18 protein-coding genes, 1 tRNA gene, 1 other RNA gene and 1 riboswitch are annotated in these 16344 nt (G+C 63.3%); of the genes, 8 read left to right on the plus strand and 12 right to left on the minus strand.

Annotated features, from left to right (window positions below):
* Window positions 1-9: 9 nt before the first annotated feature.
* The 8 genes from QUH67_RS33405 to QUH67_RS33440 form a co-directional block, all read right to left on the minus strand.
* Entirely contained in the window at window positions 10-2085 is a 2076-nt protein-coding gene (locus QUH67_RS33405) for a methyl-accepting chemotaxis protein (protein ID WP_300944192.1), read from the minus strand.
* A gap of 89 nt (window positions 2086-2174) precedes the next feature.
* Complete coding sequence (locus QUH67_RS33410) at window positions 2175-2762, minus strand: hypothetical protein (protein ID WP_300944194.1); 588 nt, start codon at window positions 2760-2762, stop codon at window positions 2175-2177.
* Between the two features lie 35 nt (window positions 2763-2797).
* The gene (locus QUH67_RS33415) at window positions 2798-3118 is read right to left on the minus strand and encodes a type II toxin-antitoxin system RelE/ParE family toxin (protein WP_300944196.1); all 321 of its coding nucleotides are present in this window, start codon (window positions 3116-3118) and stop codon (window positions 2798-2800) included.
* The gene (locus QUH67_RS33420; protein WP_300944198.1) at window positions 3105-3323 is read right to left on the minus strand and encodes a hypothetical protein; all 219 of its coding nucleotides are present in this window, start codon (window positions 3321-3323) and stop codon (window positions 3105-3107) included. Before QUH67_RS33420 ends, QUH67_RS33415 begins: the two co-directional genes overlap by 14 nt.
* Before the next feature lie 99 nt (window positions 3324-3422).
* Window positions 3423-3781, minus strand: a transfer-messenger RNA (tmRNA) gene (gene ssrA / locus QUH67_RS33425).
* A 128-nt stretch (window positions 3782-3909) separates the two neighbouring features.
* Entirely contained in the window at window positions 3910-4173 is a 264-nt protein-coding gene (locus tag QUH67_RS33430; protein ID WP_300944200.1) for a hypothetical protein, read from the minus strand.
* 11 nt (window positions 4174-4184) lie between these two features.
* Window positions 4185-4424, minus strand: coding sequence for a hypothetical protein (locus QUH67_RS33435; protein ID WP_300944202.1), 240 nt, complete (start codon window positions 4422-4424; stop codon window positions 4185-4187).
* Window positions 4425-4639: 215 nt separating this feature from the next.
* Window positions 4640-4713, minus strand: a tRNA-Gly gene (locus QUH67_RS33440).
* Between the two features lie 155 nt (window positions 4714-4868).
* On the opposite strand from QUH67_RS33440, the gene QUH67_RS33445 reads away from it, so the two are divergent.
* The 5 genes from QUH67_RS33445 (at window position 4869) to QUH67_RS33465 (ending at window position 7523) form a co-directional block, all read left to right on the plus strand.
* Entirely contained in the window at window positions 4869-5090 is a 222-nt protein-coding gene (locus tag QUH67_RS33445; RefSeq protein WP_300944204.1) for a hypothetical protein, read from the plus strand.
* Window positions 5091-5188: 98 nt separating this feature from the next.
* Entirely contained in the window at window positions 5189-6028 is an 840-nt protein-coding gene (locus tag QUH67_RS33450) for a helix-turn-helix transcriptional regulator (protein ID WP_300944206.1), read from the plus strand.
* A 53-nt stretch (window positions 6029-6081) separates the two neighbouring features.
* A complete protein-coding gene (locus QUH67_RS33455) occupies window positions 6082-6441 on the plus strand; it encodes a VOC family protein (RefSeq protein ID WP_300944208.1) in 360 nt (119 codons plus the stop codon).
* Window positions 6442-6590: 149 nt separating this feature from the next.
* A complete protein-coding gene (locus QUH67_RS33460; protein WP_300948262.1) occupies window positions 6591-6971 on the plus strand; it encodes an SRPBCC family protein in 381 nt (126 codons plus the stop codon).
* Between the two features lie 117 nt (window positions 6972-7088).
* A complete protein-coding gene (locus QUH67_RS33465; RefSeq protein ID WP_300944210.1) occupies window positions 7089-7523 on the plus strand; it encodes a hypothetical protein in 435 nt (144 codons plus the stop codon).
* 9 nt (window positions 7524-7532) lie between these two features.
* Here the strand turns inward: QUH67_RS33465 and QUH67_RS33470 are convergent, their stop codons facing one another.
* Window positions 7533-8972 (minus strand): MATE family efflux transporter, encoded by a 1440-nt coding sequence (locus QUH67_RS33470; RefSeq protein WP_300944212.1) that lies wholly within the window; start codon window positions 8970-8972, stop codon window positions 7533-7535.
* Between the two features lie 208 nt (window positions 8973-9180).
* Here QUH67_RS33470 and QUH67_RS33475 point away from each other — a divergent pair, with 208 nt between their 5' ends.
* A complete protein-coding gene (locus QUH67_RS33475) occupies window positions 9181-10521 on the plus strand; it encodes a PQQ-dependent sugar dehydrogenase (protein ID WP_300944214.1) in 1341 nt (446 codons plus the stop codon).
* 13 nt (window positions 10522-10534) lie between these two features.
* Here the strand turns inward: QUH67_RS33475 and QUH67_RS33480 are convergent, their stop codons facing one another.
* Window positions 10535-11230: a VIT1/CCC1 transporter family protein gene (locus tag QUH67_RS33480; RefSeq protein ID WP_300948263.1), complete on the minus strand. Its 696-nt coding sequence runs from the start codon at window positions 11228-11230 to the stop codon at window positions 10535-10537.
* 194 nt (window positions 11231-11424) lie between these two features.
* Between QUH67_RS33480 and QUH67_RS33485 the strand changes: the two genes are divergently transcribed.
* Window positions 11425-12666, plus strand: a complete 1242-nt coding sequence (locus tag QUH67_RS33485) for an MgtC/SapB family protein (RefSeq protein WP_300944216.1) — start codon at window positions 11425-11427, stop codon at window positions 12664-12666.
* 15 nt (window positions 12667-12681) lie between these two features.
* Here QUH67_RS33485 and QUH67_RS33490 read toward each other — a convergent pair whose 3' ends face one another.
* Window positions 12682-13788, minus strand: a complete 1107-nt coding sequence (locus QUH67_RS33490) for a 2'-deoxycytidine 5'-triphosphate deaminase (RefSeq protein WP_300944218.1) — start codon at window positions 13786-13788, stop codon at window positions 12682-12684.
* Window positions 13789-13897: 109 nt separating this feature from the next.
* A riboswitch (SAM riboswitch) is annotated at window positions 13898-13977 on the plus strand.
* Between the two features lie 73 nt (window positions 13978-14050).
* Between QUH67_RS33490 and QUH67_RS33495 the strand changes: the two genes are divergently transcribed.
* The gene (locus QUH67_RS33495) at window positions 14051-15244 is read left to right on the plus strand and encodes an O-succinylhomoserine sulfhydrylase (RefSeq protein WP_300944220.1); all 1194 of its coding nucleotides are present in this window, start codon (window positions 14051-14053) and stop codon (window positions 15242-15244) included.
* 67 nt (window positions 15245-15311) lie between these two features.
* On the opposite strand, the gene QUH67_RS33500 is transcribed toward QUH67_RS33495, so the two are convergent.
* Window positions 15312-16340, minus strand: a complete 1029-nt coding sequence (locus QUH67_RS33500) for an SGNH/GDSL hydrolase family protein (RefSeq protein WP_300944222.1) — start codon at window positions 16338-16340, stop codon at window positions 15312-15314.
* Between the last annotated feature and the right edge of the window lie 4 nt (window positions 16341-16344).

Genomic DNA, 16344 nt, shown 5'->3' on the forward strand with positions numbered 1-16344 from the left:
TACACGGACTCAGGCCGCCCGCACCGAACTGAGGAACTTGCCGACCTCGCGCTTGAGCCGGTCGCTTTCGCCGGACAAGGACTTTGCCGCGCCGAGCACCTGACCGGAAGCGGACCCTGTCTCGCTGGCCCCGCGCTGCACGTCGGCGATGTTGGCCGAAACCTGCTGCGTACCGTTCGCGGCCTGCTGCACGTTGCGGGAAATTTCCTGGGTCGCCGCACCCTGCTCCTCGACCGCGGCTGCGATCGTGGAGGCGATCTCCGACATCCGTCCGATGGTGTCGCCGATCTCCTTGATGGCCGCGACCGATTCCTGGGTCGCCGCCTGGATGCCCGAAATCTGCTGGCTGATCTCGCCGGTCGCTTTCGCTGTCTGCTCAGCCAGCGCCTTCACTTCGGACGCCACGACCGCGAAGCCGCGCCCCGCTTCGCCGGCGCGCGCCGCCTCGATGGTGGCATTGAGTGCCAGCAGATTGGTCTGGCCGGCGATCGTGTTGATCAATTCCACCACGTCGCCGATCCGCGTGGCCGCCTTTGCGAGTTCACCGACGCGGTCATTGGTCTTCTGCGCCTGGTCCACCGCCTCATTGGCGATCCGCGCGGAACCCTGGACCTGCCGGCTGATCTCGTTGACCGAGGAAGCCATCTCTTCGGTGGCGGATGCGACCGACTGCACATTCGTGGAAGCTTCCTCGGACGCCGCCGCAACCTTGGTGGCGAGATCCTCCGAACGCTCGGCGGTCGCCGTCAGCGTGCCGGCGGAGGCTTCCAACTCGGTCGAGGCCCGTGACACGATCTCGACGATTTCGCCGATCATTGCCTCGAAGTCGCTGGTGATCTGATCGACGCGCTGGCCGCGCTGGATCTTGGCATCCGCCTCGACGGCAGCGGCCTCGTCGGCAACCTTCTTGGCGATCAGGGCGTCCTTGAAAACCTGCAGCGAGCCTGCCATCGCACCGATTTCGTCAGCACGCTCGATGGTCGGGATCGTGACCTCATGCCGGCCGGCGGCGAGTTCGCCGATCACACCGGTCAGCGTCGCAAGCGGTGTGATCACGCGCCGCCGCAGCATCACGGTGACGCCGGCAAGCACGGCAAGCAGCGCCACCACGGCAAGACCGGCCAGCGCCAGCATGGTCAGCGCCCCATCGCGTGCGGCGCCTGCGCGGGCTTCCGCTTCCGCCAATGCGGCGTCGCGCACCGCGAAGAAGGCCTGCACTGCCGGCACGATCGTGCCGGCGAGTTGATCGGCGTTGATCGCGTAATTGCCATCGGCGCGCCCGGCCGCCATCTCTTTTTCAATCCACGGCGCGGCTTTGCCGAAATAGCCCTCGATGGCGTCGTTCATCGCCTTCGCAAGACGCGGCGGGCTGCCGATCTGATCGACGCCGGCCTCGATCCGCTCGCGATCGAGATCGACACGACCCTGGGCGCGATCGGTAATGGATATTTCAGCCGCCGTCAGCGGACGGCGTGTGCTGATCGCAAGCGACATGGTGGCGGCACGTCCACCTGCCGAGATTCGCAGATCTTGCGACGTGCGGGCGACATTCAACAGCGCCGTCAGCGACGCATCGGACATCGCGACCTGGTTTTCAAGCCGATTCAACAGCGGCTCGAGAATTCCGACGACCGCAGCGATGCCCGGCAGGAAACCCTTGACCGCCGCCGGATCGCGCCCGCTCATGGGCAGGATCAGCGCTCGATCGCTCGCCGCGGTAACATCGGCCAGCTTGGCCGCCGCCTGGTTGAGGCCCTGGACGATCACCGCGCTATCGTCGAGCACGTCGACCGCGGCCCGCGCCTTTGCGAACGCGGCAGCGGCCGCCTTTACCGCTTTTGCGGCGGTCTCTATCTGCGCAGGCGTCGCGGCCGTTTCCTGGAACAGCGGTCCGACATAAGGCGCCCGATAGCCGGCAACGTACTGGCCGACCGCCAGCACCGCGCCATAGGCTTCCACCGTCTTGATCGCCTCGCTCTTGCCGGCAAAGGTACGGTATTGCGGGACGAGAACCCCGGCGCCAAGGACGACGGCCAGTATCGTCACCGAAAGCATCGATGCCGCAAATAGACGACCGATCCGCATTTGTGATTCCGTTACATAAGGGAGCGGTCAGCGTATCCGGAACTCGGCTAAAGCAGCCTTAATGCATGCTCAAATGCGAGCCGGTAGAACTACGGGGCTGCCGCCGCTCCGGGCCGTCGGGATCGCACCAGGATCGTCACCAGCCTTACCGACACCGCGGCCTGCCAGACCGGATAGAGAAACGAAGTCCGGTCGAGGCCGAGCGCATTGTCGAGCGCCAGCAGCGTACCGGCGACTGCGCCTGTGGTCAGCATCGACCACCAGGCGGCCGCCACGCGCGGCCCCGCCGGCAGCATCGCGATCCCCAGCGCCATCACGGCGGCGCCAACGAGCCCGCCGGTCAAACCGGCCAGCAGGTAACGCATGGGTGTCGCAGCACCCGCGGTCTGCGCTTCGATGAAGATCGCCGCGTTCACCGCGCAGACAAAGGCGATCATGGTGATGACAGAGGAAAGCATCGCTGCCCAAAGCGGATTGACGCTGAAGCGCCGGACCAGAACGAAAACGAGGACGGCAAACGGCACCGCGATCAGAGAAATGCGAAACTGACCTGGCAGGCCGACGATCTGATCGATCAGCGTCGGCAGCAGCGGTGTGAGAACGCCGGAGATGACACCGCCGCCGGCGGCCATCAGCAGGTTGCGAGAGGTGTCAGCGGAGGCGATCGCCTGGGTCACGTTCAACTCCATTTGCGGCGTCTCTTGACGCAGACCTACCCGTTCTCACCGTCCGAAAAAATCTCTTCGATATCCTGCCTGCCGTCGAGCACCCGTACGATCTCGGTCCGATCATCCTTCAATCGATAGAAGACTATCTGGGGAGCAGCCGCCAGCGATCGCAGGCCTGCCCGGAGTTCGTCGCGCGCTCGGCCGGCAAGTGGAAAGTCATCGATGACTACAACAGCCTTCGCAATCTCGCGCAGAACCCCGTCTGCTGTCGCGCGTCCGGCCGCGTGAACGTAGTAGTCCCAAAGGCGGTTCATATCGTCGAGAGCTTCAGGCGACCAAATAATCGCAGGCTTATGCTCCGCCATGCCGCGAATTCTTCTCGCGAAGGAAATCTTCCATATCCAGGGCACGGCCCTTGCCTTCGTCCAGAGACTGGATGCCCTTGTCTATCTCGGTACGAAGCGCCTTGAGCTTTTCGACATGCGTGAGCAGTGTTCGACCGATCTGTTCCTGATCGGCGTCCGGGAGCCGGGAAATCTGCGCGATGGCTTGTTCGAGCGTTCTAACCATGAATGCAGACTAGCACGGCAGCAGCGGAAATTAAAGGCAGCGAGCGAGGCGAGAGCCGGGCACAAATAAAAGCCGCGCCAACCCGAAGGTTGACGCGGCAATGGCCGTTCTGTTGCCAGGTGGACCAACCCCGAACAGGTTACGCCGCGAGGCGCACTTCGTTCAATGCAACGTTATCGTTTGCATTTAGGTTTTTGACCCGATAACGGCGGTATCATGCCGAGCACAATTCAGAGTTTCTTTGCGACCATCGATCCTGGTTCGCCCCCGCCCTAGCAGCCCTGGGATTCGGCCTTCCGGCAAAATCGATCTCACCGGGATGAGACCTTTAAGCTCAAGCTGCTAAGGTGGAGGCGCCGGGTACTGCCCCCGGGTCTGCCCGCAGTCCACTCTAAGGTTCAGCGCCATCGTCTTGCGACGAAGCGACCCTACGCGTGATCGGTGAGGAAAGATAGGGCGTTGCAAACCGGGAATGAGCTGGAGCGGGCGAAGGGAATCGAACCCTCGTATGCAGCTTGGGAAGCATTTTTTGCACCCTTATCCGTCAATAGGTTACACGGATTTGGCTCTTTTTTGGCTCCGGATTTTACGGGGAGTGATTGCGCACTATGATGCCCGCGTCCTCCCAAGCTTCTGAAGGGAGGATGGTCAGAATGAGTTCTCCGAATACCTGGCTTTCCCGGTAAGGCGATCTCGTTGATACGCCTAGATCGTCATTGGTTGCGCGCAGGTGAAGGTGGTCCCCTTTTGATTTCAGATTTTGCAATGTCCGAATAAGCAGATCTGCGCCCTTGGCATCCAAGTACACTTCTATGCCTTTGAGAGTTTCATTGTAGACAATAGAGATCATCTAACGCTCCCTTACGCTGCAGGTACGAAGTCAACGTAGTATTCTTTGCCGATTTCAAACTGCGTCGCAGCGCCTTCGTTCACCGTACCGAGTTCAATGCTGCCTGATGGTGAGAGTTTGTAAAACTCTTTGTTTTCGTCTGAGCCAGACATCACCGGACTTAGTTTAATAACGGTGCCAACACCGTCTTCCCCATTCCACATCTTCTGCTTAGTCAGACTCACAACAAAAAATTTCGCTCGTACACTCATAGATCATTAGCTAGCCAATATGATTCATTGAATCACAGGGCCGAGAACCTGCAAGTGAGCTGTGAGTCTAGACCGGCTCATTTTTGGCTCCGAAATCGCGTGGATAAGGACGGAAACCACAGTCAAATCAAAGCTGTCGGTATCCACTAGGGCCTAGAACGGCAGCTCTTTTCAAATACATGCGCTGTGGAGAAACCCCTTGTTTTATGGGGTTTTGGAGCGGGCGAAGGGAATCGAACCCTCGTATGCAGCTTGGGAAGCTGCCGTTCTACCATTGAACTACGCCCGCGGAAGGCTTTGGTCTCTTGAACGCCGATTAGGCGCTGACCGCCTGTCGAGGCTCTTTTTAGCGTGGCCCTTTTAACAAATCCATATCGAATTACCCCCATGGGGTTCTGAGAATGTAGCTTGTGATAACTTCCCCCGATAGCAAGGGAGGCTGAAATGCGCACCACCCTCATAGCCGTGCTGACCATCGGAATGTTCGCCGGTCCGTCGTTCGCCCAATCCAAGGGAGCGCAAGGCACCAAGGTTGGCGCCTGCAAACCTGAGACGATGGACGCCTGCGTGAAGCGGCAGATGGGCCTTCGCGATCCGGTTTCCGGTATCACAATCCAGCGCGGCGATGCCGAGCGATTCTGCAACAGAAAGTCACAGCGGCGCTGAATTGCCGCGTCTGCGGCCGGGTGCAATCGCTCTTGAAACTATGGTTACCGCACGCGCAGGCCGTTGCGCCGCCGCGCGTGCATCCTTAAATCTGCGCCATGGCATCCATCACGCTTCTCGAACGCAAATCGATTTCGGTTTCCGACTTCCGCTGTACCGCGGGGCCGGGCGACGAGCCGTTCGCAGAATATCATCGCTGTCACTCGATTTCGTATGTGCGCAAGGGCAGTTTCGGCCTGCACTGCCGCGGAAAGTTCAGCGAGCTGGTGGCGGGGTCGGTGCTGATCGGCCATCCCGGCGACGAATACACCTGCACCCACGAGCACGTCTGCGGCGACGAATGCCTGTCGTTCTTCCTCGCACCCGAACTGGTGGAAGCGATCGGCGACAGCCAAAACCCCTGGCATGTCGGCGCCGTGCCGCCGCTGCCGGAGTTGGTGGTGCTGGGCGAACTGGCGCAATCGGCAGCAGATGGCAGCAGCGACATCGGCCTCGACGAGATCGGCCAGGTGCTGGCGAGCCGCTTCGTCGAGGTGGTTTCCGGCAGCAAACGCAAATCCGGCCCTGATGCCGCGCGCGACCGCCGCCGCGCGGTGGAGACCGCGCTGTGGATCGATGCCAACTCGCACCGCCAGATCAATCTGGAAGATGCCGCATCCCAAGCCGGGATCAGCCCGTTCCACTTCCTGCGGCTGTTCTCGCAAACGCTCGGCGTCACACCGCATCAATACCTGGTGCGTTCTCGGCTGCGCCATGCGGCGCGGCGGCTGGCCGACGACGACAGCGCGGTCACCGACATCGCCTATGACGTCGGCTTTTCGGACCTCTCCAATTTCGTGCGCACCTTCGGCCGCGCCGCCGGCGCCTCGCCGCTGAAATTCCGTCAGGCGTCGCGGGGGGACCGCAAGATTTTCCAAGAACGGCTGGCGCTGCACTAGCTAGGTTTGCTCCAGGCCGCGCGGTTCTGCGCGCTTTTCAACTGGAGAAGACCATGTACGACCACATCGGATTGCGCGTCGGCAATCTTGACGCCAGTGTGCGCTTCTATACGGCGGCACTCGCCCCGCTCGGTTTTGTGCTGTGCTCGCGCGACGATTCCGGCGCGGGTTTCGGCCCCAAGGGCGCGCCCGCGCTCTGGCTGCATCTGCACGAGGGATCGGCGGGCTCCGCGGCGCATGTAGCGTTCCGCGCCATGGATCACGCGGCGATCCAGCAATTCCATGCCGAAGGCCTGAAAGCCGGCGGCCGCGACAATGGCGGCGCCGGGCCGCGCGCCGATTACAGCCCGACTTATTACGCGGCGTTCCTGATCGATCCCGACGGCAACAATGTCGAGGCGGTTTATACGTAGGCTCGTTTCGTCGCTTCGTAGGGTGGGCAAAGCGCAGCGTGCCCACCCTTCAGCTCACGCGCGGACAGATGGTGGGCACGTAGCTGACACTCCTTTGCCCACCCTACCACCCAGCAACAACGGAACACCATGGCTTCCATCAAAAAGAAATCATCATCGACGCCTCCCCCGATGACGTCTGGGACGCGCTTCGCGATTTCGGCGCACTGCATACGCGGCTGGCGCCAGGCTTCGTGACCGACACCAGGCTCGACGGCGACGCGCGGATCGTCACGTTCGCCAACGGCATGGAGGCCCGCGAGATCCTGGTCGATTGCGACGACGCGAGGCGGCGGCTGGTCTATGCGATCGTCAGCGAGCGCATCAGGCAGCACAGCGCTTCCGCGCAGGTGTTCGCCGAGAGCGGCGGGCGCTCCCGCTTCGTGTGGATATCCGACGTGCTCCCGAACGAGATCGCGTCCTACATGGATGCGCAGATGGACCAAGGCATCAAGGCCATGCAGAAGGCCCTGGAACACAGCGCGGCATGATTTCAGCGACGCCAGCGTGATATTTCGCACAGATCGGCCACCGCCCGTTTCCTAGCCTCCTCACATGCGTCCGAACGACGCCGCACCCGCGGCGGCGAACGCATGAGGAGTCGAAACATGACGGGAGCTGATAAGATTGTCTGTCAGGCGGCGGCGCTGCTTGTGCTGTTCGCCCTGACATTGACGCCGGCCAAGGCGCAATTCGGCGGCGGAGGCGGCGGCCAGGATATGATGACGCAGATGGCGCCAATGCTTGAAATGATGAAGGCGAAGATGGGCAAGAAGCGCTTTGGCGCGCTGATGCAGACCATGGGTCCGATGATGAGCCGCATGACGGAAAACGGCGGCGGCGGATTCGGCGGGCTGATGGGCGGCGGCGGCATTCCAAGCTTCGGCGGTGGCGGCTATGTGCCCGAGGGCTACGGCGTCACCACCGGCGGCATGAACATCGGCGGCTTCGGCGGCACCGAGTTGATGAGCATGGTCCCGCAACTGGTAAGCCTCGCCAATGTCGGCGGCGGCCGTCACGGACGGCGCCACCGCAAGCGGTAGGCTCACGCGTCAGGACAGCGCCGGCTTCACGATCGGCGCCGGCAGCTTCGGCCCCCACCGCGTCAGCATCACGCTGACGCAGGAGAGCACGCCGAGCAGCACCATCGAAGCGGCCGCCAGCAGAAAGAAACTCTGCGCGGTCGCATCGTGCGTCGACAGCCACCAGCCGCCCGCGCCGATGAACAGCAGCCGCGCGGTCTGCGCCAGCACCGGGCCGATCACCTTGGCCGCGCCCTGCGATGAGAAATAGCAGGTCGTGGAAAGGCCGAGGAACGCGTACATCGGCGCCACGGTCGACAGATATTGACGGCTCGCGGCCCGCACGCTCGGATCGTCGGTGAAGAGATTTACCCAGATATCGGGGAAGATTGCGATGAAGCTGGCGAACGCGCCGACCGAGACGAAGGCGACGAGGCCCGCGATCCAGCAGATCCTGCGGGCCCGCGCGATGCGCCGCGCACCGATCGCCATGCCGACCATCGGCACCGTGGCGATACCAACCGCGAACGAGATCGAGGTCAGCATGAACTCGAGCCGCGCGCCGATGCCGTAGCCGGCGAGGATCTCGGTGCCGAAGCGCGCCAGCATGTAGGTGAAGATGCTGATGGTCAAAACCGACTGCAGCGGGGAGAAGCAGGCAATGGCGCCGACCTTCAGGATGTCGATGAACATCGCCCATTGAATTTTCAGCCCGCGGACTTTCGGAATGACGCGCGCGCGGCCCGAGAACAGATACCAGGACATCACGGAGATGCTGATCAGATAGGCGATCAGCGAGCCAGCCGCGACGCCGCGCATGCCGAATTGCGGGATCGGGCCGAGGCCGAGGCCGAGCGAGCCGCCGAGAACGATCTGGCACGCCGACGACGAGAGCATCAGCAGCGACGGCAGCTTCATGTTGCCGGTGCCGCGCAAGATGCCCGACATCGTATTCATCAGCCACGGCACGACGGCGCCGCCGAAGAATATCTGCGTGTAGGCGACGGCCTGCGTCAACACATTGCCGCGCCCGCCGAGCAGTTCCAGCAGCGCCGGGCCGAAGATCAGCATCCCCAGCATGAAGGTCAGGCCGAAGCAAAGTCCGATCAGGAGCGCATGCGACGCCAGCGTCGAGGCGCGCTCGGTATCGCCGGCACCGAGCGCACGCGCGATAGCAGAAGCCACGCCGCCGCCCATGGCCCCGCCCGACATCGTCATGGTCAGAATCACGGTGGGAAATACCAGCGCCATCGCGGCCAGCGCTTCGACGCCGAGCCGGCCGATATAGGAGGTTTCAGCGATCACCACGCAGGTGCCGGCGGTCAGCGCGATCACGTTCGGCCACGCCAGCCACAGCAGCGTACGCAGGATCGGTCCATCGAGCAGCGCGTTCTTCGCCGGCGCTTTCGGCGGCAGAAGCGATCGTTCGTCCTCGTCGACGGGAATTTCGGCAACGCCGATATCGGACATTTCAGCTCCCCGCGCGCGGACTTGGATGGCCGCGGCGCGCCCGTTCCTAGCACGGCGAGCGGCGATTCCGCCTGCGAAAGGCGCAATGGGGGCCTGCGCGATTGCAGGCGGGATGTCGCGGCCGCCTGTCTCACGCGAAGTTCATGCCGGGCTGCATGAACGATCGGGCGTGGACCGCATTGTAAGGCCAACCCCCGAGGAACCCGCCATGCGCAACAAGCTTTTTCTTCGCACTGTATGCATCGCTGCCCTGGCGCTGCCGCTGGCCGCCTGTAACGAGCCGAAGGAAACTGCGACCGTGGCGCAGAGCTTTGGTCCATCGCCCCAGTTGCCGCCGCCCGAGCATTCCTGGATCCCAACCGTCGATATCGCGTCGGTCAACCGCTGGCCCGACGGCGCCAAGCCGACCGCCGCCAACGGTATGATGGTCACGGCCTTCGCGAGCGGCCTGGAGCATCCGCGCACGGTCTATGTGCTGCCGAACGGCGACGTGCTGGTTGCCGAGAGCAATGCGCCGCCCAAGCCGGACGACGACAAGGGCATCAAGGGTTTCATTTTTAAGCAGGCGCAGAAATGGGCCGGCGCGGGCGTGCCGAGCGCCAACCGCATCACGCTGCTGCGCGATGCCAACGGCGATGGCGTTGCCGAGACGCGCAGCGTTTTCCTCAGCGGACTGAATTCACCGTTCGGCATGGTGCTGGTCGGTGAAGACTTCTATGTCGCCGATACCGATGCGATCATGAAATTCCCCTATCGCGAGGGCGATACCAACATCGAAACGGCCGGCGTCAAGGTGGCCGACCTACCGGCCGGTACACTCAATCACCATTGGACCAAGGACCTCACGGCAAGCCCGGACGGCACCAAGCTTTATGCCACCGTCGGCTCCAACAGCAATGTCGGCGAAAACGGCATCGAGGCCGAAAAGGATCGCGCCGCCGTGCTGGAAGTCGATCGTGCCAGTGGCCAATGGCGGGTGTTCGCCTCGGGCCTGCGCAACCCGAACGGTCCGTCATTTCATCCGCAGACCGGCGACCTCTGGGTCGTCGTCAACGAGCGCGACGAACTCGGCAATGATCTCGTTCCCGATTACATGACGTCGGTCAAGGACGGCGCGTTCTACGGCTGGCCGTACAGCTATTTCGGCGACCATGTCGACACCCGCGTCGAGCCGCGGCGGCCTGACTTGGTGCAGAAAGCGATGGCGCCGGATTATGCGCTCGGCGCGCATACGGCCTCGCTGGGGCTCGTCTTCAACACGGGCAACCTGTTTCCGGCCGAGATGAAGGATGGCGCCTTCATCGGCCAGCACGGCTCGTGGAATCGCAAACCCCGCGCCGGCTACAAGGTGATCTTCGTGCCCTTCAAGGACGGCAAGCCGTCGGGCGCGCCGCAGGACGTGCTGACCGGCTTCCTCAACGACAAGGGCGAAGCGCAAGGCCGCCCCGTCGGCGTCCGGCTCGACAAGCAGGGTGCGCTGCTGGTGGCCGACGACGTCGGCAACACGATCTGGCGCGTAACGCCGTCGGCAAAATCGGCGGCGCGGTAGCCGCCAAGGACGCTCAGACGACTTTGCCGAACAACGCGCCGATTCCGGCCGTCAGTCCCATGGCGAATGCGCCCCAAAACGTCACCCGAATGGTCGGCTTTAACAATCCCGCACCGCCGGCTTTCGCACCAATCGCACCGAGCAGCGCCAGGAACAGCAGCGACCCCACCGAGACGATCGGGATCAGCGCATTGGCCGGTGAAACCAGAACCAGCACGAGCGGCGCAGCCGCTCCAACGGAAAAGGTCGCAGCCGATGCCAACGCCGCCTGTACCGGGCGGGCGGTGGTGATCTCCGAAATACCCAACTCATCCCGCGCATGTGCCCCCAAGGCGTCTTTGACCATCAATTGCCTGGCCACTTCGCGCGCGAGCACCTCCTCGACGCCACGCGCGACATAGACCTGAGCGAGTTCTTCCCTCTCGAACACAGGGTCGTCCACCAACTCACGCTTTTCGCGTGCCAGATCTGCATGTTCGGTATCGGACTGTGAACTGACCGAGACATATTCGCCAGCCGCCATCGACATGGCGCCGGCCACAAGCCCGGCCACGCCGGTCAACAGAATATCGTTGCGGGATGCCGCCGCGGACGCGACGCCCAATATCAGGCTGGCGGTCGATATGATCCCGTCATTGGCGCCGAGCACGGCTGCTCTCAGCCAACCGATGCGCTCGACAAGATGGTTCTCCCGATGGAGGCGACTCATTGATCGATCTTTCCTGTCGAGTGGGGCCGCCACCTTTAACGGCGTCACGAAGTTCGTCAGCTTCCCAAAGCGTCGAGCGGCCAGTAATGATCTGAATCAATATCAGACGATTGCCGTCATGCTCGATATCTGATCAATCTGCGGCAGCGGCGACGTGCCGAACGGCGACGGTGTTCCCCGCGAACAGGAAGAACATGCCTGACCTCCCGTCCGTGCTCCTGAATCTCGCCGCAGCACTCGGCATCGGACTTCTGATCGGCGCCGAGCGGGAACGCCGCAAGGGAGGAGGTCCAGCCCGCGCACCGGCTGGGATACGCACTTTCTCCGTCGCCTCACTCGCCGGTGCAGCCAGCGTTCTGGTCGGCGGTGCAGTCATGCTGGCTGTCACGGTGACAGGTGTGGCAGCGCTGACGGTGATCGCATATTTGCGATCCCGCAGCGACGATCCCGGCCTTACGACCGAGATTGCGCTGATCCTGACTGCGTTGCTGGGCGGTCTGGCGATGCAGCAGCCAGCGCTGGCGGCAGGCATCGCCGTCGGCCTTGCCGCCCTGCTCGCGGCGCGAACGCCTCTGCATCATTTCGTGCGTTCCGTTCTCACAGTGAAAGAGGTGAACGACGCACTGATCTTCGCCGGCGCGACCTTGGTGGTGCTGCCGTTGCTGCCCAATCAGGCGATGGGTCCCTACGGTGCGCTCAATCCACGGTCGATCTGGATCGTCGTCATTCTGGTGATGGCTATCAGCGCCGCGGGATATATCCTTGTTCGAATGCTCGGCGCGCGGTTTGGGCTTCCTGTCGCAGGCCTCGCATCCGGATTTATTTCGAGTGCCGCCACGATTGGCGCCATGGGCGCCCGGGTTCAAAAGAATCCCGATGCCATCAGCGCAGCCGTCGCGGGCGCGGCTCTCTCGACAGTCGCCACGGTTATTCAGATGTGCCTGGTGCTGGCAACCACGAGCCCGGCTACTCTGCGCGCGCTGTCCGTGCCGCTGCTTTGCGCCGGCATGGCCGCCGCTGCCTATGGCGGCGGATTCACGGTATGGGCCTTGCGCGAGCGGGACGCAGCCGAACCGCAGCCAGGACCCGCCTTCAGCTTCCCGGTCGCTTTGGTATTTGCCCTGACACTTTCCGCGGTGCTCATCGCCTCCGCCGCGCTACGGGAATGGTTCGGCGAGACCGGCGTCATCGTGGCGGCTGCGGCGGCCGGCTTCGTCGACACGCATTCCGCGGCCATCGCGATCGCTTCGCTGGTTGCTTCCGGCAAGATGACAGCGGCTGATGCCGTGCTTCCCATCCTCGTCGCTTTCTCGACCAATACGATCAGCAAGATGATATTCGCCTGGAGTGGCGGAAGCTCGACTTTCGCGTTGCGTCTTACCCCGGGCTTGATCCTGGTCGCAGGCGCAGCATGGGCCGGCGCAGTGCTGGTGTAATGGCCTCTCGACCACCTACACCCGGAAATGCTTGCTCAGCTTCAGGCCCTGCGCCTGATAGTTCGAGCCGATTTTCTGGCCGTACATCGCGTCGGGCCGCGACAGCATCTTTTCGTAGACCAGCCGGCCGACGATCTGGCCGTGCTCGAGGATGAACGGCACTTCGCGTGAGCGCACTTCGAGCACGGCGCGTGAGCCCTGCCCGCCGGCGCCGGCATAGCCGAATCCGGGATCGAAGAAGCCGGCATAATGCACGCGAAATTCGCCGACCAGGGGATCGAACGGCACCATCTCGGCGGCATAGTCCGGCGGCACCTGCACGGCCTCCTTCGAGGCCAGGATGTAGAACTCGCCGGGATCGAGGATGAGGCTGCCGTCCGGCCGGGCCGGGATCGGCTCCCAGAATTCGTCGACCGCGTAGCCGCTGCGGCGGTCGATATCGACCACGCCGGTGTGGCGCTTGGCGCGGTAGCCGACAAAACCATTAGCTTTCTCGCCGGAGAGATCGACCGACAGCGCCACGCCATTGGCCAGATCCGCATCGTCGATATCGACCAGCCGCTCGGCATCATGCAGCGCGTCGAGTTCGTCGGCGTCGAGGATCGCATCGCCGGTGCGGAAGCGCACCTGAGAGAGCCGCGAGCCCTCGCGCAGCAGCACCGGAAACGTCTTCGGGCTGATCTCGGCATAGAGCGGGCCGTGATAGCCGGCGCCGATCATGTCAAAGCGGCGGGTGCCGTCGGCGATCACGCGGGTAAACACGTCGAGCCGCCCGGTGGAGCTCTTCGGATTGGCGGCGGCCACGATCTCTCGCGGCAGCGCCAGGCTTTCCAGCAGCGGGACGATGTAGACGCAATTGGTCTCCAGCACCGCGCCGTCGGAGAGATCGATTTCATGCAGCTTCAACTCGTCGATGCGCTCGGCGACGGTGGAGTCGGGACCGGGCAGGAAACTCGCGCGCACCCGGTAGGCGATATCGCCGAGCCGCAGATCGAGGCTTGCCGGCTGGATCTGGCTTTCGACAAAGGGATATTGCGGCAGGATCAGACCCGCATCCGCCATTGCCGCGATCATGCGGTCGGGCAGAATCCCGTTGGCGTCGGGCGGGAGCGTGAACGGCACGGCGCAATCCTTAATAGAACCCAAACAGCATCCAAACCTCGGAAATATGGGCTTTCAGGGGTTATCCGATGGCCGCCTTGACGGGAAGGGCGGGAGGGAATATCACCCTGACTTATCCCGTGGTGATTTGAGCCGGCCGGCTTGCAGCCACGTTAAATAAGTAGCTAAACAGGCCGGGGACACGTGTGATCCCGGCCTGTGGAAATTTTTCCAGGCCGGTTTTTTGTGACCATTTTCCAAAGATGGTCACGACGGAGGTCACATGTCTGAGACTGCTACGAACAAGCGCTACCGTCCCGAAACCAAGCTGGTGCATGCCGGCGCCCTGCGCTCGCAATATGGCGAAACGTCCGAAGCGCTGTTCTTGACGCAAGGCTTCATCTACAACTCCGCCGAGCAATGCGAGGCGCGTTTCAAGAACGAAGATCCCGGCTTTCTCTATTCGCGCTTTTCCAATCCGAACATCTCGATGTTCGAGCGCCGCATGATCGAACTCGAAGGCGCCGAGGCCGCGCGCGCGACCGCGACCGGCATGGCGGCGGTGACGACCGCGATCCTCGCGCCACTGAAGGCCGGCGACCATGTGGTAGCAGCGAAGGCGATGTTCAGCTCCTGCCGCTATGTGGTGGAGGACCTGCTGCCGCGCTACGGCATCCAGTCCACCCTCGTCGACGGTCTCGACCTCGACCAGTGGAAGCGCGCAATGCAGCCGAATACGAAGACGTGCTTCCTGGAGAGCCCGACCAACCCGACGCTCGACGTGCTGGACATCCAGTCGATCGCCGAGATCGCGCACCAGGGCGGCGCGCGGCTGATCGTCGACAACGTGTTCGCCACCCCGATCTGGCAGAGCCCGCTGACGCTCGGCGCCGACGTCGTGGTCTATTCCGCCACAAAACACATCGACGGCCAGGGCCGCTGCCTCGGCGGCATCATCCTGTCGTCGGAAGCGTTCATCGCCGAGCACATCCACAATTTCATGCGCCAGACCGGACCGTCGATGTCGCCGTTCAATGCCTGGGTGCTGCTGAAGGGGCTGGAGACGCTGGCGGTGCGCGTGCGCGCGCAGACCGAGACTGCGGCGAAGGTGGCCGACGCGCTCGCCAAGCATCCGAAGATATCGCGGCTGATCTATCCCGGACGATCGGATCATCCGCAGGCCGCACTGGTGAAGAAGCAGATGCGCGCCGGCTCGACCCTGATCGGCTTCGAGGTCAAGGGCGGCAAGCAGGCCGCCTTCCGCTGCCTCAACGCATTGCAGGTCTCGCGCATCTCCAACAATCTCGGCGACGCCAAGAGCCTCGTCACGCATCCCGCGACGACGACGCATCAGCGCCTGACGCCGGAAGCGCGCGCCGAACTCGGCATCAGCGAAGGGTTCATTCGCTTCTCCGCCGGGCTGGAGCATGTGGATGACCTGATCGAGGATTTCGAACAGGCGCTGGAGAAGGCGTAACCGGCGAACGGCGGGTGGCGAATAGCGTTTTAACCATTCGCTATTCGCTACTCCCTATTCGCCCATCTTACATCGGCCGGTACGTTCGCACGTCCGCCGGCACGTGGACGCCGAGCTTGATCTGGCCGACCGACTTGATGATGTCGTCGCCGAGCAACTGTGCGAAGCAGGCGTAGCCCCAGTCGCTCATGTGCAGGCCGTCGGAGATCACGAAGTTCTCGATCGGGATCGCCTGGCCCTCGTGCCAGTCCTTCATGACCGCGAAGCGCGGGAAAACACCGACCTTGCGCAGTTCGGCGACCTTGCCGAGCAGCGTCATCATCCTGCCCGCGCTTTCGGCGTGCTCGTTGACCCGCGGCGAATATTGCGGATCGATCAGCACGACGTCGGCGCCGACGGCCTGGATGCGCGCAATGCCTTCCTCGACGAGCCTGGCGGTTTCGCCCGGATCGAGGTTGCGCAGCACCGCGTTGGTGCCGACCTGCCAGATCACCAGATCCGGCCGCAGGTCGATCACGGCGGTCTGCAGCCGCTTCATCATCTCGGGCGCGTCCTCGCCGCCCTTGCCGGCATTGATCACGGTGATGTCGGCGGTCGGATACTTCCGGCGCAACTGCGCGGCGAGACGATTGGGATAGGTGAACTCCGGCGCGGTGGAGCCAAAGCCCTGCGTCGACGACGAGCCAAACGCGACGATCACGACCGGCTCACCCGCCACCAGGCGGCTGGCGACGTGGGGCAACGATCCCATCGACTTGCTGCCGCCCTTCGGCGGCTGGCACGGCACGCGGCTGAAGATGTCGCCGGCCGACTTGGCAACTTCCTTCACCTTGTCGATCGCCTTGCCGGTGACGCCTTTTTGGGCGGCCGGATTGACGGCAGCCGTCGCCGCCGGCGGCGCAGCGTTTTCTGCCACCGGCTTTGGTTCTGGCGTGTTCCCCGACCGGGCGTTATCGGACAGCGCCGCCTGCTGGGCGGGCTGCTGCGGAGCGGTCTGGGCAAGCACCGGCGAAACCGCAGCGGGCATCGCCAGGGCGAGGCCCACGGCGCAGAGGATCGGCAATGTCGACAAACAAAAAGGGTAGTGACGGCTCATTAAG

The sequence above is a fragment of the Bradyrhizobium roseum genome (assembly GCF_030413175.1).
Lineage (GTDB): Bacteria > Pseudomonadota > Alphaproteobacteria > Rhizobiales > Xanthobacteraceae > Bradyrhizobium > Bradyrhizobium roseum.